The sequence below is a fragment of the Shinella sp. SUS2 genome, from assembly GCF_001262505.1.
GTDB lineage: Bacteria > Pseudomonadota > Alphaproteobacteria > Rhizobiales > Rhizobiaceae > Shinella.
Genome location: NZ_KQ410728.1, coordinates 19,917 through 38,913 on the forward strand (window position 1 = coordinate 19,917; position 18,997 = coordinate 38,913).

Here is an 18,997-nt window from a genome sequence, read left to right on the forward strand (position 1 = left end):
TTTAGAACGAATTGAGAAAGGGCGCAAGGGGCTTATTCCGAACATGCCGTTTTTTTCATCCTGACGGATGTGTACGAAGCGTTTGACGGCGTTTTTGTCGCAGCTTTGCCGGAGGCCGAACAGACGGTGGCCGATGACCGCAGGTCCGGGCGGCGCGCCCGAAGGCGCGCCCCATATTCTATTGCTGCTGCGCCGGGGCGCCGCCTTCAAGGCCGACAAGGGCGATCTTGCCGTATCCCGCCGCGCGCAGGAGGTTCATCACATCCATCACATTGCCGTAGTCGACGGCCTTGTCGGCGCGCAGCAGGATGCGGGCATCCTTGTTGCCTTCCGTCACGGCGTCGAGTTCCGGGCCGAAACTGTCGCGGGCGATCTCGCCATTGCCGATCGAGACCGTCAGGTCCTTCTTCAGCGTCATGAAGACCGGCTTGTCCTCGCGCGGCGTCGGCTGCGCGACGGAGGAGGGCAGGTCGACATTGATGTCGACGGTGGCGAGCGGCGCGGCCACCATGAAGATGATGAGCAGAACCAGCATGACGTCGATGAACGGCGTCACGTTGATTTCGCTGTTCTCCTCGAGGTCGTCGCCGCCGCCTTCCTTGATCTTGCTCGCCATGGCCTCACCCGATCTTCACGACGGAGCCTGGGCCCCGTTCACTGCGCTGCGCGCCGTGGCGCAGCGAGCGGCGCACGTCGAGGTCGCGGCTGGCCAGCCGCTCGATGGCGGCCGAGGCATCGGCGAGGTTCTGGCGGTAGCCGGTGATCGCGCGGGCAAGGAAATTGTAGATCACAACAGCGGGAATGGCGGCGACGAGGCCGATGGCCGTCGCCAGCAGCGCTTCGGCGATGCCGGGCGCGACGATGGCAAGGTTCGTGGTCTGGGCCTTCGAGATGCCGATGAAGGAGTTCATGATGCCCCAGACGGTGCCGAACAGGCCGACGAAGGGGGCCGTCGAGCCGATGGTGGCCAGGAGGCCCGTTCCCTTGGCGATGCGGCGGCCGGCATGGACTTCCATGCGGGTGAGGCGCGAGGAGATGCGCTCCTTCACGCCGCCATCGGAAACGTGGTCGAGCACGGCCTCCGAGGCTTCCATTTCCTCGCGAGCGGCGCGCGTCATGCGGGCGACGGTGCCGCGGTTGCGGCCGAGCGCCTGCTCGCCGTCCTCAAGGCCGCGGGCGACCGTGAGCTGCCGCACGGCGCGGCTGGCCGAGCGCTGGGCAGCGGCCAGTTCGACGAGCTTGGCGAGAAGCACGGCCCAGGTGACGATGGAGGCGAAGGCAAGGCCGATCATCACGCCCTTGACGACGATATCGGCCGCCATGAACATGCCCCAGGGGGAAAGGTCGTGCGGCAGGCCGGCCTGCCGTTCGCCGCCGTCATCGACGACGTCGAGATCGGTCGCCTCTTCGCCGGCGGCCTCCTGGTCTGCATCGGCCGTCACGGCGGGCGTGTTCACGGTGTCGCCTGTCACGGGCCGCGATGTCGTGTCCGTGGTCGTCGTCGCGGCGGTGCCGCCCGTCGCCGCGCCGCCGGATTGTCCGGCTTCCGGCTGGCTGTCCGTCTGCGCAGAAGTACCCTGCGTCTGGCTCTGGGTTTCCTGGGTCTGGGCCAGGGCGGCCGGCGGGGTGGCGAGCGCCATCAGGATGATCGCGAATAGCAGTCGAGACCGTTTCAGCACGGCGTATTCCTCTTGCATGTCTCAATTTATACGGTGCCCGTCCGATAAACGGGCGCGGTGCGGACGCCAGGCGCCGCAAAAACCTGACTGCTCAATACGACATTATGGAGGGGGCAGGCAATAATATGTTGAGTAATTTATTCATGATAAACTGCGGAAAATCCTCGGTGTGGGCGGGACGAAACCGCAGCGGCGCGGTTTTTGCGCGCAGACGATCGCCGCCTATGGACACCCGGCCCGAAACCGCTCTAAGAGAATTGCGACGCATCCGGCATCGCAACCGGGCCTTCGTGCCGCGGTCTGCCGCTTACTCACAGGGCTAGAGATGATTGACTACAAAGCAGCGCGCACGAAGATGGTGGACAACCAGATCCGTACGACGGACGTCACGGCGCATGAGGTGCTCGACGCCTTCCTGACCGTCGCGCGCGAAGAATTCGTGCCCGCGGCCGTCAAGCCGCTCGCCTATATCGACGACGATATCCAGATTGCCCCCGGCCGCTACCTGATGGAGCCGTCGCCGCTCGCCAAGCTGATCCAGCTGGCCGAGATCGCCAGCAGCGATGTCGTGCTGGAGGTCGGTTGCGGCACGGGCTACGCCTCGGCCGTGCTCTCGCTTCTCGGCAGCTCCGTCGTGGCGCTGGAAAGCGACGCGGCGCTGGCTGCGAGTGCGACGGAAACGCTCGCCCGCCTCGGTTATGACAATGTCGCCGTCGTCACCGGCGATCTTGAGACCGGTTACGCGCCGGAAGCACCCTACGAGGTGATCTTCGTGCATGGCGCGGTCGAGTTCGTTCCGGAGGCGCTTTTCGCCCAGTTGCGCGATGGCGGACGCCTCGTCGTCGTCGAGGGTTACGGCAATGCCTCGCAGGCGCGTCTCTATATCAAGGAAGGCGGCCACGTCTCCGAACGCAACGTCTTCAATACCGCCGTCAAGCCGCTTCCGGGCTTCCGCAAGGCGAAGGAATTCGTCTTCTGAGCCAGCGCGGATATGCGCCGTTTCGACAGGCCCGTTTGTTGCACTTTCGCAACGGGCCTGTCCTATTGTCGTTACCAAATCCTTCCTGAAGGACCTGACGACTGTTCCCGAATGAGCGAAGAGGCATTATCGCGGGCGAGGCGGAGCTGTCCGCGACCGGCCACCGATGCCGGATGAAATGCACCAGGCCTTCGTGTCGGTGAGAAGTGTGTAAAGGCGGCTCCCGCGACGGGCTGGCCAGGATCGGAGTTTCGTACTGTGTCCCTTCTTCGTCGAACTGCCCTTGCGCTCGCGCTCGCCACTGCCGTCAACGCCCTGCCGCAGGCAGCGCTTGCCGAAACACTGGCCGGCGCCATGGCCAAGGCCTACGAGAACAACCCCGACCTCAACGCCGCCCGCGCCGCGCTGCGCGCCATTGACGAGAACGTCACGATTGCCAAGGCCGGCATGCGGCCGCAAGTAAGGGGGGTGGCTGAAGTCGAAGGGACCCGCACGAACCTCGATGTCCGGCCGCCTCGCGGTCTCCTCGGGCAGGCCGGCCGCCAGACGGACTACGTCGCTTCCAGTTACGGTATCACGATCAGCCAGCAGGTTTTCGACGGCTTTCAGACGCTCAACCGTGTCCGGGCAGCGGAGGCGAACGTCCTGGCGAACCGCGAGTCGCTGCGCGCCCAGGAAATCTCCATCCTTCTCGCCGCGGTCGAAGCCTATTCGAACATTGCCCGCGACCAGCAGATCGTGTCGATCCGCAAGCAGAACATCGCCTTTCTCAAGGAGCAGGTCGCTGCCGCGAATGCGCGCCTGAACGTGGGCGAGGGCACGCGCACGGACGTCAGCCTGTCCGAGGCCGAGCTTGCCTCCGCCAAGGCGGAGCTTACCGCCGCCGTCTCCTCGCTCAAGCAGAGCGAAGCGGCCTATGTCCAGATCGTCGGCGAGACGCCAAAAGGCATCAAGCAGCCCTCGGCAGCCAAGAAGGCCATGCCGAACTCGCTGGACAATGCTGTGGCGACGGGCATGCGCGAGAACCCGAACATCATCGCGGCGATGCGCGGCGTCGATGCCGCCGGCTTCAATGTGAAGGAGGCCGAAGGCGCCATGTTGCCCGGCGTCTCCCTGCAGGGCAGCGTCTACAAGTCGGTCAATACGGTGGACGGCCCGGGCGACAGTCTTCAGGGCACTGTATCGGCCCGCCTTACCGTTCCGATCTATCAGGGCGGCGCCGAATACGGCCAGATCCGCCAGGCGAAGGAGCGGCTTGGGGAAAGCCAGCTGCAGGTCGATTCCGCGCGCATGGAGGTCCAGCGCACGATCGCCTCGGCGCATGCGCAATATGAGGCTGCCAATGCCTCCATCACGGCCATCCGGGTGCAGATCGACGCGGCCAACCAGGCATTGAACGGTGTCGTCGAGGAGCGCAATGTCGGCCAGCGCACGACGCTGGACGTGCTGAATGCCCAGCAGAACGTGCTTGAAGCTCAGGAAGACCTTGCCGCCGTGCAGCGCAATGCCGTCGTCGCGAGCTATTCGCTGCTGGCTGCCACGGGCAGCCTGACGGTGCGCAGCCAGGGGCTGGAGGTCGCCGAATACCGCGCCGAGGTGCACTACGAAGCCGTCAAGGACAAGTGGTTCGGCCTGAGAACGGTCGACGGCAAGTAAGTCCTTCCCTTTACGACGAAACGGGCTCTCCTGCGACCGCGCGGGATGCGGTCGCGCGTCTTGCCCTTGGCAGGGCAAACAAATCTGTGCATCACTTGGAACACATGATTCGCGGCGATTTAGTTCGCCATCGAACTCGCCTAGGGTTTTCGTGATGTCCGGCAGGTCCCGTAGCGGCTGGCCAGGGACGCCGCAGAGAACGGGGATAGAAATGGCTCAGCCAAATGTCGCGCGTGAACCGTCCATGGATGAAATCCTGGCGTCCATTCGCAAGATCATCGAGAACAACGAAGCCATGCCGGACCTTGCGGCCGATGCCGAGGACGATGGCGGCTTCGACATCACGACCGGGAGCGAGGATCGCGCCTTGCTCGATCATCCTGTTGTGGTCGAGCAGTTCCATGCCGAAGAACGGCATGCCGCCGCTGTTCAGCCGTTGCCGCGTGCCGAGCTGATGCAGGGTGGCCAGCCGGCCCTGTCGCTTGCCGATGTCGCCGCCCGGGTTCGTGCGGCCTCCGAGCGTCATGTCGCCAGCCGTGAGATGCCGGAGCCCGTTTCCGTCGAGCCGGTAGCGGCGCCGGTGCGGGAGGAAAACCCGATCGTGACCACGCGCATGGCCGCCAATGCCGGGCGTGTCGCGCCGGCCTTCGAAGCCGTCGCAAAGGCCGAACCTGTCGCCGATGTGGCGGCGGCGCCTGCGGTCGATTTGGCCGTCGAGGAGCGCGCTGCCGAGCCGGCTGCTGCCGGCCGGGACGTCGCCGCGATCGTTTCGCCCGATGTCGGCGCGCGCGTGGCCCAGTCCTTTGGCGCGCTGGCGCAGGCGCTCGACGCCGGCCCGCGCCGCTCCTTCGACGAGATCGCCGAGGAGATGCTGCGCCCAATGCTGCAGGAATGGCTGGACGACAACCTGCCGACGCTCGTCGAGCGGCTGGTGCGCGAGGAGATCGAACGGGTGGCGCGCGGCCCGCGCCGCTGACCGACGCCACCAAATCTCCAAAAGATTGGTTTAAGCCGCGCCGGAGCCTCCGGGGCGGCTTTTCTTCTGATATTGTTGACTTCGCCCCGGCCATCCGGTTTAGAAAACGCAACCGACAAACAGCAGGCCACGCACGAAAATGCTTGAAAAAAACTATGATTCCGCAGCGGTCGAGCCGCGCATTGCCAAGGCATGGGAAGATGCGGACGCATTCCGCGCCGGCGAGGGCGCAAAGCCCGGCGCCGAGACCTTCACCATCGTGATCCCGCCGCCGAACGTGACGGGCTCGCTGCATATGGGCCACGCGCTCAACAACACCCTGCAGGACATCATGGTCCGCTTCGAGCGCATGCGCGGCAAGGACGTGCTGTGGCAGCCGGGCATGGACCATGCCGGCATCGCGACGCAGATGGTCGTCGAGCGCAAGCTCGCCGCCGAAAAGCTGCCGGGCCGGCGCGAGATGGGCCGCGAGGCCTTCGTCGAGAAGGTCTGGGAGTGGAAGGCGGAATCGGGCGGCCTGATCTTCAATCAGCTGAAGCGCCTCGGCGCCTCCTGCGACTGGTCGCGTGAGCGCTTCACCATGGACGAGGGCCTGTCCGATGCCGTCCTCGAGGTCTTCGTCTCGCTCTACAAGGAAGGCCTGATCTATCGCGGCAAGCGGCTGGTCAACTGGGACCCGAAATTCGAAACGGCGATTTCCGACCTCGAAGTCGAGAACAAGGAAGTCGACGGCCATATGTGGCACTTCAAGTACCCGCTCGCCGGCGGGGAAACCTACACCTATGTCGAGAAGGACGCCGACGGCAACGTCGTCTTCCAGGAAGAGCGCGACTACATTTCCATCGCGACCACGCGCCCGGAAACGATGCTGGGTGATGGCGCTGTCGCCGTGCATCCCTCCGACGAGCGTTATGCGCCGATCGTCGGCAAACTCTGCGAGATTCCGGTCGGCCCGAAGGCGCATCGCCGCCTCATCCCGATCATCACCGACGAATATCCGGAGCCCGATTTCGGTTCCGGCGCGGTCAAGATCACCGGGGCTCATGATTTCAACGACTACCAGGTCGCCCGTCGCAACAACATTCCGCTCTACCGCCTGATGGACACACGCGCCGCCCTGCGCGCCGACGGCGAGCCCTATGCGTTCTACGCCGCGCAGGCGCTCGACATCGCAAAGACCGGCCATGTGCCGAACGAGGCCGAGGTCGACGACATCAACCTCGTTCCCGACGAGTATCGCGGCCTCGATCGCTATGAGGCCCGCAAGCGTATCGTCGATGCGATCAATGCCGAGGGCCTCGCCGTCACCGTCAAGGATGCCGAAGGCAACGACGTACCCTTCGTCGAGAACAAGAAGGTCATGCAGCCGTTCGGTGACCGCTCCGGCGTCGTCATCGAGCCGATGCTGACCGACCAGTGGTTCGCCGACGCCGCGACGCTGGCCAAGCCCGCCATCGCGTCCGTCCGCGAGGGCCGCACCAATTTCGTGCCGAAGAACTGGGAAAAGACCTATTTCGACTGGATGGAAAACATCGAGCCGTGGTGCATTTCGCGCCAGCTCTGGTGGGGCCACCAGATCCCGGCCTGGTACGGTCCGGATGGGCAGGTCTTCGTCGAGAAGACCGAGGAAGAGGCGCTGCACGCCGCCATCCAGCACTACATCGCCCATGAAGGCCCCTGGAAGGCCTGGGTCGAGGAGAAGCTGGAGAATTTTGCGCCGGGCGATATCCTGACGCGCGACGAGGACGTGCTCGACACCTGGTTCTCGTCCGCCCTCTGGCCGTTCTCGACGCTCGGCTGGCCGGAACAGACGCCGGAACTGGCAAAATACTACCAGACCGACGTGCTCGTCACCGGCTTCGACATCATCTTCTTCTGGGTTGCCCGCATGATGATGATGGGCCTGCACCTGATGAAGGACGAATACGGCAACCCGATCGAGCCGTTCCACACCGTCTATGTCCACGCCCTGGTGCGCGACAAGAACGGGCAGAAGATGTCGAAGTCGAAGGGCAACGTCATCGATCCGCTCGAACTGATCGACGAATACGGCGCGGATGCGCTGCGCTTCACGTTGGCCATCATGGCCGCGCAGGGCCGCGACGTGAAGCTCGATCCGGCCCGCATCGCCGGCTACCGCAACTTCGGCACCAAGCTGTGGAACGCCACGCGCTTTGCCGAGATGAACGGCGTCGCGTCCGATCCGAAATTCGTGCCGGAAGCGGCCTCGCTGACGATCAATCGCTGGATCCTGACGGAACTCGCCCGTACGGCGCGGGACGTCACGGAGGCGATCGAGACCTATCGTTTCAATGACGCGGCGAGCACGCTCTACCGCTTCGTCTGGAACCAGTTCTGTGACTGGTATCTGGAGCTTCTAAAGCCGGTGTTCAGCGGCGAGGATGCGGCTGCCAAGGCGGAATCGCAGGCCTGCGCGGCCTATGTCCTGGAGGAGATCTACAAGCTCCTGCACCCGTTCATGCCTTTCATGACGGAAGAGCTCTGGGCGCATACGGCCGGCGAGGGCAAGACCCGCGACACGCTGGTCTGCCACGCCGAGTGGCCGTCGCCGGCCTATGGCGACGAGGCGGCGGCCGACGAGATCAACTGGCTGATCGACCTCGTTTCCGGCATCCGCTCGGTGCGCGCGGAAATGAACGTGCCGCCGAGTGCGACGGCCCCGCTCGTCATGGTCGATGCCAATGCGATGACGAAGAAGCGCCTCGAAACGCACGATTCAGCCATCCGCCGCCTTGCCCGCGTCGAGCAGATCCGCCTGGAGGACACGGCGCCCAAGGGGGCCGCACAGATCGTCGTCGGTGAGGCGACCGCCTGCCTGCCGCTCGGCACGCTGATCGACCTGGCAGCCGAAAAGGCGCGCCTCGAAAAGGCGATCGAGAAGGCGAAGGCGGAAGCCACACGCATTCAGGCCAAGCTGTCGAACGAGAAGTTCGTCGCGAATGCCAAGCCTGACGTGGTGGAAGCCGAGCGCGAACGCTTCGCCGAACTGGAACAACAGCTCGCCAGCCTGGCGGTGGCGCTCGCCCGCGTTAGCGAAGCTGGCTGATTCCCCTCAGATTTATCTGGGAACGATGAAAACCGCGCCGGAATCTCCGGCGCGGTTTTCTATTCGCCGGTTATCCCGCAAAATTCCGACTGTCTCCCAAATGTAACAGGTCATTATCGCTATAGAAAAGATAACTCTTTATTAGCGGAAACGTCCCTACTGTTTGAAAAATCATTTCAGGCCGCTCAACTGCTGAGGGGCTTCATGAAAAGCTTACGTAATTTTTTGAATACCCACTGGAAGTTAGGGGCAAAAACTGGGGTTTGCCAATCTCGTGGTCCTCTTCGATAGTCGGGGTGGAGAGGCGGGACGCAGAGGCAGCTGCGATTTGCGCCGGCGTTGCGCAGGGGAGGATTGCATGAACCGGAAGAACATCAGCCTTGGAGGGATGACGGCGCTTGCCCTGCTGGCGGCGACATCCGCACAGGCGGGCGGCCTGGAGCGTGGCGGGTACAATATCGACCTGCTGTTCGATCCCTCGGACTACATCTTCGAATCGGCGGTGACCTTCGTCAATCCGCAGCGCGACATGAACAACGTCCGCGACAACATTCCCCTCGACGGCGACCTGAACGGCCTGCCGAACAACGGCATTCGCGATACGGAAAGCTACTGGGTGCCGCGCATCGGCTTCAAGGCGGCGATCACCGATTCCATCGACTGCATGGCCGATTATTCCCAGCCCTGGGGCGCGCATATCAATCCCGGCCGCAACTGGGCGGGGGCCAACGACAATGTCGAGACCAAGATCGAGAGCCATAACTACGCGGCGACCTGCTCCTACTCCTTCGATATGGGGCCGGGCCAGTTCCGTGTGATTGGCGGCGGCTTCTACCAGGAGGTCTCCGGCTTCAAGGATCGTCTCGTCTTCGCCATGCCCGAGGGCTCGCCGTTGAACGGCATGGGCCGTCTCAAGCTGGAGGGTGAGGGCTGGGGCTGGCGCGCCGGCATCGCCTACGAGATCGAGGAATATGCGCTGCGCACCAGCCTCGTTTACAACAGCGCGGTGAAGCTCGACGACATCACCGGCACCATGGACCTGCGCCAGGTTCCCGGCGCGGTTCTGCCGGGCTTTGCCGGCGTCAACACGCCGGTCTTCGGCTCCGCCGACATGCCCGATTCACTGGAGTTCAAGTTCCAGACGGGCATCGCGCCGGACTGGCTGGCCTTCGGCTCGATCAAGTGGACCGACTGGAGCCAGCTGCAGAGCCTGCCCTTCTGCCCGATCGCCACGCGCGGTGTCGACTGCCGCACGAGCGGCCCGACGGAAGTGACTTCGCTCGATCTGCTCTACCGCGACGGCTGGACCGTTTCGGGCGGCGTCGGCCACAAGTTCAACGACAAGCTCAGCGGCGCCCTGAGCCTGACCTGGGACCGCGGCACGGGCACCGGCATCGGTGCGCATACCGACACCTGGACCGTCGGAACGGGCCTTTCCTACGCGGCAAACGAGAATGTCGAGTTCCGTCTGAGCGGCGCGCTGGGCATCCTGACGAGCGGCTCCTCCGGTCAGGTCGTCAAGGACGGCCGTACCTTCGGCCGCCGCGTCTCCTATGACTTCGACAATGACCTGGTGACGGCGATCTCCACGTCGCTGAAGATCAAGTTCTGATCTGGCGGACCAAAACGATCAGAATCGGGCCCGGTGTCATCACCGGGCCCTTTTTCTTGGTTAATACTTCGTTGCTTCACGGCAGGCTTGATGGGAAGAACACAGCGACGCCTGAAAATATGTGATGGAATCGCAACACTTTTTTTCCCAGAGTTTGCTACACCTTCAGGGAAGCGACGAAATGTCCATTTCCCGCCACAAACGGGGCGCAGCGATACGGACATGTAGACGCGTGGAACCGCGCCCAAGGAAACGATGAGCCAGCCGATGTCATTGCCGCCGGAGTTGCCGGAAAACCGCACGAAAGTCGTGCATTCCCGGTTTGGCGGAAGGAACAAGGTTCGGCGCGGAATTGTAGAAGTGATGCCGAAGTCCGAGTTGATGCCGATGAAAGTAATGGTATTGGGTCTTTGTCTCTCGCTCTCCTTTGGAGCGGCGTCTCAGGCTCTCGCATTCGATCCCCAATCCGGCGTCAGCAAGGAAAGCGGGCCCTTCGATCTCTTCAAGTTCGGTTTCTTCTCCTACAAGGAGGGGCGCAAGAGCGATGCCGTCGAGGCGTACCGCTATGCGGCCGAAAAGGGCCATACCGGCTCGCGCTGGGCGCTCGCCAACATGTATGCCGATGGTGACGGCGTACCGGAAAACGACCTCGAAGCCTTCAAGATGTACAGCGAGATCGCCCAGGCCGGCGTCGAGCCGGGCTCGGAAGACACCGGCTATTTTGCCAATGCGCTGATTGCGCTTGCCAGCTACTATCGTCGTGGCATTCCCGACAGCCCCGTCAAGATCGACATGACGCAGGCCCGCCAGCTCTATTTCCAGGCGGCTTCCGCCTTCGGCATTCCCGAGGCCCAGTTCCAGCTCGGCCGCATGATGCTCTCGGGCGAGGGCGGCAGCGTCAGCGTGCATCAGGCCAAGAAGTGGCTGAACCGCGCCCGCAACAATGGCCATGCCGGCGCCATGGGCCTGTTCGGCAACATCCTTTTCCAGGAAGGCCAGACGGCCCGCGGGCTTGCCTTCATGACCGCCGCGCTCGATCATTGCCCGCCGAAGGACTGCGGCTGGCTGCAGGCCACGCAGGAAGAAGCCTTCTCCGTCGCCAGCGAGGCTGATCGCCGCAAGGGCGTCGCACTGGCGCAAAGCATCCGGTTCAATCCGGAAGAATAGTTTTCAGGAAAATTTGAGGCCGGTTTGCGCCCGCAGGTCTGCGGGCCGGGCGTATCAGGCCGCGTAATCCAGCACGGCCACCACGGGAACGTGGTCGGACGGCTTTTCCCAGTTGCGCACATGCTTCTCGACCGCGGTCGAGACGAGGCGATCGGAGGCTTCGGCCGACAGCATGAGGTGGTCGATGCGGATGCCGAAATTCTTCGGCCAGCAGCCACCCTGGTAATCCCAGAACGTATAATGCGGCACGGCGTCGGTCGAGGCGCGCACGGCATCCAGCAAACCGAGGTTTTCGAGACGCCGGAAGGCCTGGCGGGTGGGCGGCAGGTAGAGCGCGTCCCGCTGCCAGACCTTGACGTCCCAGCAGTCGTGCGGCTCGGGAATGACATTGTAGTCGCCGGCAAGGATCAGCGGTTCCTCCAGCGCCAGCCGGTCCTCGGCAAAGGCGATCAGCCGGTCCATCCAGGAAAGCTTATAGGGGAACTTGACGGGATCGTCCGCCGGGTTGCCGTTCGGCAGGTAGAGTGAGCAGAAACGGATGACGCCGCCTTCGACGGAGAAGACACCCTCGATGAAGCGGGACTGCTCGTCGCCGTCACCGCCGGGAAGGCCGCGGTTCACCTCGTCGGGGCGGATCTTCGAGAGCAGGGCGACGCCGTTGAAGCCCTTCTGGCCATGCGTCTCGACGTGATAGCCGAGCGCTTCGATCTCACCGCGTGGAAATCCCTCGTCGACCGTCTTGATTTCCTGGAGCCCGACAATGTCAGGATTGGATTCCTTCAGCCATGCGACGAGATTGTCGATGCGCGCCCGCACGCCGTTGATGTTCCAGGTGGCAATCTTGATCGGCATGCGGGTTCCCGTCTTGGTTTTCTGAAAGGTCAGATCGAGAAGCTGGTGCCGCAGCCGCAGCTGGCGACGGCATTCGGATTCTTGATCTGGAAGGACTGGCCGAGCAGGTTATCGACGAAATCGATCTCGGACCCGTCCATGTAGACGAGGGAGAGCTGGTCGATCAGCACCTTCGCATTGTCGCGCTCGAGCACCATGTCATCGTCCTGCTGGTCCTCGACGAGGTCGAATTTGTAGGAGAAGCCGGAACAGCCGCCGCCTTCCACGGAGACGCGCAGCGCCTGCTTTTCGGGCGACGCTGTGAGGATCGACGCGATGCGCCGGACGGCGGCGTCGGAAATGGTAACGGACTTGTCGGTCATGTCTGCCTCCTACCGGGGTCAAGATCCGGAGAGAATCGCTATCCTTCGAAGACGGCGCCTTTACCGTCCCTGGCGTCGCCCGCTGCGGGCCGTCTTATACAAATCCTTGAAAAGGCTTGTATTTCAAGCTCGGCTTGCAGCCGGACTTGCCGCTGTGCACACTATAGGTATGAAGGCATTGCGGCCGCGTCAATGGGCGGCGTGAATGCAGGTGAAGAATGACGTTCGACAGACATGCGCTGGGTTTTGGCGCGGGGCAACGCGCCATCTATGCCTCCGACCCCTGGGCGACCCGTGGGCGGCTCCATCCCGAAGCCGAGAGCCCCACACGGTCGGACTTCCAGCGCGACCGTGACCGCATCGTGCACACCACCGCCTTCCGGCGTCTCAAGCACAAGACGCAGGTCTTCATTGCCGCCGATGGCGATCATTATCGCACGCGCCTGACCCACACGATCGAGGTGGCGCAGATCGCCCGCGCGCTCGCCCGCGCCCTGAAGCTCGACGAGGATCTCGCCGAGGGCGTGGCGCTGGTGCATGATTTCGGCCACACGCCCTTCGGCCATACCGGCGAGGACGCCTTGCACGAGGTGCTGAAACCCTTCGGCGGTTTCGATCACAATGCCCAGTCGCTGCGCATCGTCACCAAGCTCGAGCGGCGCTATGCCGAGTTCGACGGGCTGAACCTGACCTGGGAAAGCCTCGAAGGCCTCGTCAAGCACAATGGTCCGCTGATCGGGCCGACCGGCGAGTGCACCCATGGCGAGGAGGTGCCGCGGCCGATCCTCGACTATTGCGCCATACACGACCTGGAGCTCGGCAGCTTCGCCAGCATGGAGGCGCAGGTCGCCGCAATCGCCGACGACATCGCCTACAACACCCACGACATCGACGACGGCCTGCGCTCGGGCTATCTCACGTTCGAGATGCTCGAGGACGTGCCGTTCCTCGCACGGCTGATGCGCGACGTGCGCGAGCGCTATCCGGATCTCGAGGCTTCGCGCTTCACCCACGAGATCATGCGCCGGCAGATCACCGCCATGGTCGAGGACGTGATCGGCTATGCGCAGCAGGCGATCCACGAGGAGCGGCCCGAGAGCGCAGAGGACGTGCGCAAGGCGCGCCGCTGCCTGGCGACCTTCTCCACCGAGATGGCGGTCACGGACAAGCAGATCAAGAAGCTCCTGTTCTCGCGCATCTACCGGCATCCGGAGGTGATGCGGGTGCGGGCGAACGCCGCTTCCATCCTCACGGACCTCTATCACGCTTACATGGACGACCCGCAGCTGATGCAGGGGCACTATTGGGTGGACCGCATCGCGACCATGCCGGAGACGGCGCGTGCCCGCCATGTCGGCGACTATCTTGCCGGCATGACCGACAACTACGCGGTCAACACCCATCGCCGGCTGTTTGACCATACCCCCGAATTGCGATAGTCAGCCGCCACCTGAACTTCTTCGCAGAAATGGCTCGAAACGGGCCGCTGCGTGCGGATGGATGAGATGAACCTTTTTACAGATTTCGATAGCAGAATCAAAAACGTACTCGAAGGACTTGAGATCGTCCGCGAGAAGCGCGCCGATCTCGACTTCAGTCGTATCGGCGTCGAGCCGCCGCGCGATGCGAGCCACGGCGACGTTGCGACCAATGCTGCGATGGTGCTGGCAAAGCCCCTCGGCCTCAATCCGCGGGCGCTGGCCGACCTTATCGTCGCCGAACTCAAGAAGGACCCGGAAGTCGCCGATGTCAGCGTCGCCGGCCCCGGTTTCATCAATGTGCGTCTCTCCGTACCCTACTGGCAGAAGCTGCTGGCCGCGATCGTCAAGACCGGCACCGACTATGGTCGCGGCTCCCTCGGTGTGGGCCGCAAGGTGAACGTCGAATACGTCTCCGCCAACCCGACGGGACCGATGCATGTCGGTCACTGCCGCGGCGCCGTGGTCGGCGACGCGCTGGCCAATCTGCTCGCTTTTGCCGGCTATGGCGTGACCAAGGAATATTACATCAACGATGCGGGCTCGCAGATCGACGTGCTCGCGCGTTCGGCCTTCCTGCGCTACCGCGAGGCGCTCGGCGAGACGATCGGCGATATTCCGTCGGGCCTCTATCCCGGCGACTATCTGGTTCCGGTCGGCGAAGCGCTGGCCGAGGAATTCGGCACGACGCTGCGCGCCATGCCGGAGCAACAGTGGATGCCCATCGTCAAGGACAAGACGATCGACGCGATGATGGTGATGATCCGCGAAGATCTCGCGGCCCTCAATGTCCGGCACGACGTCTTCTTCTCCGAACGCTCGCTGCATGCCGGCAACGGCGCGCCGATCCGCACAGCGATCAATGACCTGACCTTCAAGGGCCATGTCTACAAGGGCGTGCTGCCGCCGCCGAAGGGGCAATTGCCGGAAGACTGGGAAGATCGCGAGCAGACGCTCTTCCGCTCGACGGAAGTTGGCGACGATATCGATCGCCCGCTGATCAAGTCGGACGGATCCTATACCTATTTCGCCGCCGACGTTGCCTACTTCAAGGACAAGTTCGACCGCGGCTTCGACGAGATGATCTATGTGCTCGGCGCCGACCACGGCGGTTACGTCAAGCGCCTGGAGGCGGTTGCGCGCGCGGTCTCCGAGGGTAAGTCCAAGCTGACCGTGCTGCTCTGCCAGCTGGTCAAGCTGTTCCGCAACGGTGAGCCGGTGAAGATGTCGAAGCGCTCCGGCGACTTCGTGACGCTCCGCGACGTTGTCGACGAGGTCGGTCGCGATCCGGTGCGCTTCATGATGCTCTATCGCAAGAACAGCGAGCCGCTCGACTTCGATTTCGCCAAGGTGACGGAGCAGTCCAAGGACAATCCGGTGTTCTACGTGCAGTATGCCCATGCGCGCTGCATGTCGGTGTTCCGCCAGGCGGCCGAGGCGTTCCCGGATCTCGATGTACCCGCGCTCGATTTCGCTTCCGCGATCGCGGGCAACATCGCCGATCCGAGCGAGTTGCAGCTTCTGGCGAAGCTCGCAGAATATCCGCGTGTCGTCGAGGGTGCTGCACTCGCGCACGAGCCGCACCGCATCGCGTTTTATCTCTATGATCTTGCCAGTTCATTCCACGCTCACTGGAATAAAGGCAAAGAGCAGCCGGAATTACGGTTTGTTAACGATAAAAATAGAGAATTGAGTATCGCCAGACTTGGGCTGGTGCACGCTGTCGCCTCTGTTCTTAAGTCGGGCCTGTCCATTACAGGCACGGCTGCACCGAACGAAATGCGGTAACGTCACCATTTGCCCACAATAAGCTGGCAAATGCGTATTTGTAGCTTGTGAGTGGGAAGCAGTATGGCAGACAAGAACTTCGCGCGAAGCGGAACCGCTGACACGGATCTCCTGGCGGACGACGATCCGCTGGCTGAGCTTGCCCGTCTCGTCGGCTACGAACCGCGTCCGGTCCAGGACGTCAGCAAGTCTTCCTCCGAGCCCGCCCAGGCGGTCCCGCGGATGGACAATCCCGTGCTCGCCCTCGAGGACGAGCTGATGCGCGCCTTCGAGCAATATGACACGCCGCGCCGCGAGAGCGTCCAGCCGGTCGTTGCCGAGCGCGCTACGCCGCGCCATGTCGAGCCCGTCTTCGACAGGCCGGCACCGGTCGTGGAAGAGCGCGAAGCCATCCTCGACGCGGTGCCGACGCGTGACATGGCACCGCGCGATGCCGCACATCACGAGCCCTCCTTCGAGGAGCAGTTCTTCGGCGCCGAGCCGTCTTTCGACGAGCAGCGCCCGGCCGAGATTGAGCAGCCGGTTGTCGCTGAAAGCGATGCCGGTCATGCGCTTCCGGTTGAAGAGCACGTGGCGGAGCTGCCCCGTGAGGAAGAGATCGTCGCGGATGCGGCGCCCGAGCTTGATTTCGATCCGGCCTTGCTGCTCGCCGACGAGCTTGAAACGGCTGTGCATGACGTTCCTGCCGTCGATGTCGAGCCGGTAATGCATGCCGGCCGCCAGTTCGTCGACCGGCTGGAGCCGCGCTTCGAGCCGCCCGTGCGCAGCGAACCGATTGTCGATACCCCGGTCGTTGCCAGCGCCGACGAGCGCCAGCCCGTTGTCCTTGGTTTCCAGCCCCTCGCGCCGGAGGAGAATCCGATCGACGAGATCGGTCTCGATCTTGAGCGCGAACTGGAGCTGTCGATCGGCGATGGTTTTGCCGATGACCTGCTCTCCGACATCCGCGCCGCCGATGATGCGCAAGCCGGCCATGAGCCGACCCTCCAGGACTGGATGTCCGACGCGGCGAGCCGCCCCGTTTCCGAGCCGTTCCATGCGGAACCGGCCTATGCCCGGGACGAGCCGCATTTCGTTGCCGAAATGCCGTTCGAGACGCGGGAAGACCGTGCCCGCGCCGTGGCCGAAGCAGAGACGCAGTGGCAGGGCGCCGAGCCCGCCCGCGATGCGGAACCCGACTACCGGCTGGAATCGGTCGAACCCGGCCGCAACCACGATGCGGATTCCTTGTTGGCCGAGGTCGAGCGTTACCCTGTGCCGGACAACCGGCCTTCTCTGGAGGCAGCCACGCTTGCCGCCGCCTCGCTTGCGGCCGTGAGCACGACGCCGCGCAACAGCCTGGCAAACGTTTCCTCGATTTTCGGCCGCGCGACGCCGGTCGCGCAACGCCAGTCGAGTGTGGAGACGGCGCGTACCCCGATGGTCGAAACCGCGCGCGAACCGGTGTTCGAGCCCGTTCAGAGCCCGGTGGCTGACGCCTATCGTGCGCCGGTTGTCGAAGCGCGCGCCGAGCCGGTTGCAAAGCCGAGCCCGGTGGCCGTCGAGCCGGAGCTCGATATCGAGAACCTGGAATTCGATCTCTCCGACATCGACCTCGATCTTTCGGATTTTTCGCTCGACGAGGAGCCGGTGCGGCAGGAGGTCAAGACGCCGGAGGCGCGGCTTGAAACCCGTCCGCAGGCCCGTGTCGAGGCCGTAAGGCCCGTCGAGATGCAGACGCCGGTGCGCCGCGAGCCCGTCGTAGCGGTCCCCGTCTCGACCTATACTGCGCCGCAGCCCGTCATTCCGGAAATGGCCGATGGTGCGCTGCCCTTCGATCCGACGATGATCACCGAGACGGACGAGGGGGTTTCCCCGGTTACCGAACTCGACGTGCCGCAGCTTCCCGTCATCGAGAAGGAAAAGCCGCCGGCCTATCAGCCGGACTATGATTTCGACATCGACGCGGAAATGGCGCAGCTCTTCACCGAGCCGGCTGCCAAGACGCGCGGCGAAGATCTCTCCGCCGGCATTGCCGCCGGTGCGGTTGCCGCGGCCGTCGCCCAGCCGGCGGCGCAGATCAACGACGTCGACGATTTCGAACGCGCCCTGGAAGAGGATTTCCGTCGCTCGCTGAGCCAGCCCGAGCGCATGGCGATCCCCGTCGATCCCGGCCAGGCCAACACGCACTATGCCGGCGATGGCTACGACGACGAACAGTCCCGCCCGCGTCGCGGCCTGCTGATCGCGGCCTCCATTGCGGCCCTCCTCATGGTCGGCGGCGGTGGCGTCTATGCCTGGACGGCCTTTACCGGCGGCGCGGCCGGTTCGGGCGAGCCGCGCGTGATCCTCGCCGACAAGGAGCCGGTCAAGGTCGTGCCGGAGGAAAAGGGCGGCAAGACCGTGCCGAACCAGGACAAGGCGGTCTATGACCGTGTTGCCGGCGATACGGCCGCGACCCCGCAGCAGGACCAACTCGTCACCTCCACGGAAGAGCCCGTCGATGTCGTGCAGCGCACGCTGACGCCGGAAACCCTGCCGTTCGATGGTCCGGAAGACGGCGTCGAGGCGGTCATTGCCGCGGAAAACGAAAACCGTGTCCTGCCGGGTGTCGATGAACCGGAAATGGCCGCGGCCGAAGGCGGCAACAAGCCGCTCGTCTCGCCGCGCAAGGTCAAGACGATGATCGTCAAGCCGGACGGCACGCTCGTCGCCCGCGAAGAGACGGTCGGCGAGCCCGCGACGGAGGTTGCCGGTCTCGACGCCAAGGCGACCGCGACCACCGGCAGCGCCTCGGGCGAGGCCGCTGCCACGGCCAATGCGACGGTCGACACCAATGCCTCGCTCAGCGCCGAGCAGGCGGCCAGCGAAGGCCAGCCGCGGTCCGTGCTGGCGGAAGTCGCCAATGCCGAAGTCGACGACACGGCGCCGGTGCGCACGGTGAAGACGACGACGATCGGCGCCACGAGCGGTTCGACGGACGGCAATGCGCCGGTTCCGGGCACGCGTCCGATCGACCAGCCGGTCAACGTGGTCGGCACCGTCACCGAAAACGGCAATGTCTCTGGCACCCAGACCGCCGAGGCGACGCCGACGCAGACGCAGCAGACGGCCGAACAGACGCAGGTCGCAGCCGTCGCCCCCGGCAGCTACGTCATCCAGATCGCCTCGCTGCCCTCGGAAGCGGAAGCGCAGAAGAGCTACAACTCGCTCTCCTCGAAGTTCTCCTCCGTCATCGGTGGGCGCGGCGTGGACATCAAGAAGGCGGAAATCCCGAACAAGGGTACCTACTTCCGCGTCCGTATCCCGGCCGGCTCGCGCGAGGAGGCCAATTCGCTCTGCAGCCGCTATAAGAGCGCCGGCGGCAGCTGCCTCGTCACCCGCTGAGGAGACGCTGATTTT

Annotated in this window: 13 protein-coding genes; 9 read left to right on the forward strand and 4 right to left on the reverse strand. The window is 64.1% G+C overall.

Features of this window, described 5'->3' with window-relative positions; all coding sequences use genetic code 11:
- Positions 1-178 precede the first annotated feature (178 nt).
- A complete protein-coding gene (exbD, locus tag AKG11_RS10415; RefSeq protein ID WP_024270455.1) occupies positions 179-616 on the reverse strand; it encodes a TonB system transport protein ExbD in 438 nt (145 codons plus the stop codon).
- A 4-nt stretch (positions 617-620) separates the two neighbouring features.
- Positions 621-1,640 (reverse strand): tonB-system energizer ExbB, encoded by a 1,020-nt coding sequence (gene exbB / locus AKG11_RS10420; protein ID WP_082342410.1) that lies wholly within the window; start codon positions 1,638-1,640, stop codon positions 621-623.
- A gap of 367 nt (positions 1,641-2,007) precedes the next feature.
- Here exbB and AKG11_RS10425 point away from each other — a divergent pair, with 367 nt between their 5' ends.
- From AKG11_RS10425 to exoR, 6 genes are all read left to right on the forward strand, one after another.
- Positions 2,008-2,658 (forward strand): protein-L-isoaspartate O-methyltransferase family protein, encoded by a 651-nt coding sequence (locus tag AKG11_RS10425; protein WP_088016539.1) that lies wholly within the window; start codon positions 2,008-2,010, stop codon positions 2,656-2,658.
- A 258-nt stretch (positions 2,659-2,916) separates the two neighbouring features.
- Positions 2,917-4,314 carry a TolC family outer membrane protein gene (locus tag AKG11_RS10430; protein WP_023514824.1) on the forward strand — a complete coding sequence of 466 codons (1,398 nt, stop codon included), beginning with the start codon at positions 2,917-2,919 and terminating at the stop codon, positions 4,312-4,314.
- A 211-nt stretch (positions 4,315-4,525) separates the two neighbouring features.
- Complete coding sequence (locus AKG11_RS10435) at positions 4,526-5,290, forward strand: PopZ family protein (protein WP_050743857.1); 765 nt, start codon at positions 4,526-4,528, stop codon at positions 5,288-5,290.
- A gap of 139 nt (positions 5,291-5,429) precedes the next feature.
- Positions 5,430-8,357 (forward strand): valine--tRNA ligase, encoded by a 2,928-nt coding sequence (locus AKG11_RS10440; RefSeq protein ID WP_023515115.1) that lies wholly within the window; start codon positions 5,430-5,432, stop codon positions 8,355-8,357.
- A gap of 358 nt (positions 8,358-8,715) precedes the next feature.
- The gene (locus AKG11_RS10445) at positions 8,716-9,969 is read left to right on the forward strand and encodes an OmpP1/FadL family transporter (RefSeq protein ID WP_023512144.1); all 1,254 of its coding nucleotides are present in this window, start codon (positions 8,716-8,718) and stop codon (positions 9,967-9,969) included.
- Positions 9,970-10,332: 363 nt separating this feature from the next.
- A complete protein-coding gene (exoR, locus tag AKG11_RS10450; RefSeq protein ID WP_037406752.1) occupies positions 10,333-11,136 on the forward strand; it encodes an exopolysaccharide production regulator ExoR in 804 nt (267 codons plus the stop codon).
- Positions 11,137-11,190: 54 nt separating this feature from the next.
- Here exoR and xth read toward each other — a convergent pair whose 3' ends face one another.
- Both xth and erpA read right to left on the reverse strand, forming a co-directional pair.
- The gene (gene xth / locus AKG11_RS10455) at positions 11,191-11,982 is read right to left on the reverse strand and encodes an exodeoxyribonuclease III (protein WP_037406760.1); all 792 of its coding nucleotides are present in this window, start codon (positions 11,980-11,982) and stop codon (positions 11,191-11,193) included.
- A gap of 35 nt (positions 11,983-12,017) precedes the next feature.
- The gene (erpA, locus tag AKG11_RS10460; RefSeq protein ID WP_023513989.1) at positions 12,018-12,350 is read right to left on the reverse strand and encodes an iron-sulfur cluster insertion protein ErpA; all 333 of its coding nucleotides are present in this window, start codon (positions 12,348-12,350) and stop codon (positions 12,018-12,020) included.
- Positions 12,351-12,568: 218 nt separating this feature from the next.
- Here erpA and AKG11_RS10465 point away from each other — a divergent pair, with 218 nt between their 5' ends.
- The 3 genes from AKG11_RS10465 (at position 12,569) to AKG11_RS10475 (ending at position 18,982) form a co-directional block, all read left to right on the forward strand.
- Entirely contained in the window at positions 12,569-13,789 is a 1,221-nt protein-coding gene (locus AKG11_RS10465) for a deoxyguanosinetriphosphate triphosphohydrolase (protein WP_050743858.1), read from the forward strand.
- 66 nt (positions 13,790-13,855) lie between these two features.
- A complete protein-coding gene (gene argS, locus AKG11_RS10470) occupies positions 13,856-15,616 on the forward strand; it encodes an arginine--tRNA ligase (protein ID WP_050744028.1) in 1,761 nt (586 codons plus the stop codon).
- A 63-nt stretch (positions 15,617-15,679) separates the two neighbouring features.
- A complete protein-coding gene (locus AKG11_RS10475) occupies positions 15,680-18,982 on the forward strand; it encodes an SPOR domain-containing protein (RefSeq protein ID WP_050743859.1) in 3,303 nt (1,100 codons plus the stop codon).
- Positions 18,983-18,997 lie beyond the last annotated feature (15 nt).

Bases quoted from the DNA above. Each gene is read 5' to 3' on its own strand.
- exbD (WP_024270455.1), bottom strand. From the start codon at position 616: ATGGCGAGCAAGATCAAGGAAGGCGGCGGCGACGACCTCGAGGAGAAC.
- exbB (WP_082342410.1), bottom strand. From the start codon at position 1,640: ATGGCGCTCGCCACCCCGCCGGCCGCCCTGGCCCAGACCCAGGAAACC.
- AKG11_RS10435 (WP_050743857.1), top strand. From the start codon at position 4,526: ATGGCTCAGCCAAATGTCGCGCGTGAACCGTCCATGGATGAAATCCTG.
- AKG11_RS10440 (WP_023515115.1), top strand. From the start codon at position 5,430: ATGCTTGAAAAAAACTATGATTCCGCAGCGGTCGAGCCGCGCATTGCC.
- AKG11_RS10445 (WP_023512144.1), top strand. From the start codon at position 8,716: ATGAACCGGAAGAACATCAGCCTTGGAGGGATGACGGCGCTTGCCCTG.
- exoR (WP_037406752.1), top strand. From the start codon at position 10,333: ATGCCGAAGTCCGAGTTGATGCCGATGAAAGTAATGGTATTGGGTCTT.
- erpA (WP_023513989.1), bottom strand. From the start codon at position 12,350: ATGACCGACAAGTCCGTTACCATTTCCGACGCCGCCGTCCGGCGCATC.
- AKG11_RS10465 (WP_050743858.1), top strand. From the start codon at position 12,569: ATGACGTTCGACAGACATGCGCTGGGTTTTGGCGCGGGGCAACGCGCC.
- argS (WP_050744028.1), top strand. From the start codon at position 13,856: ATGAACCTTTTTACAGATTTCGATAGCAGAATCAAAAACGTACTCGAA.
- AKG11_RS10475 (WP_050743859.1), top strand. From the start codon at position 15,680: ATGGCAGACAAGAACTTCGCGCGAAGCGGAACCGCTGACACGGATCTC.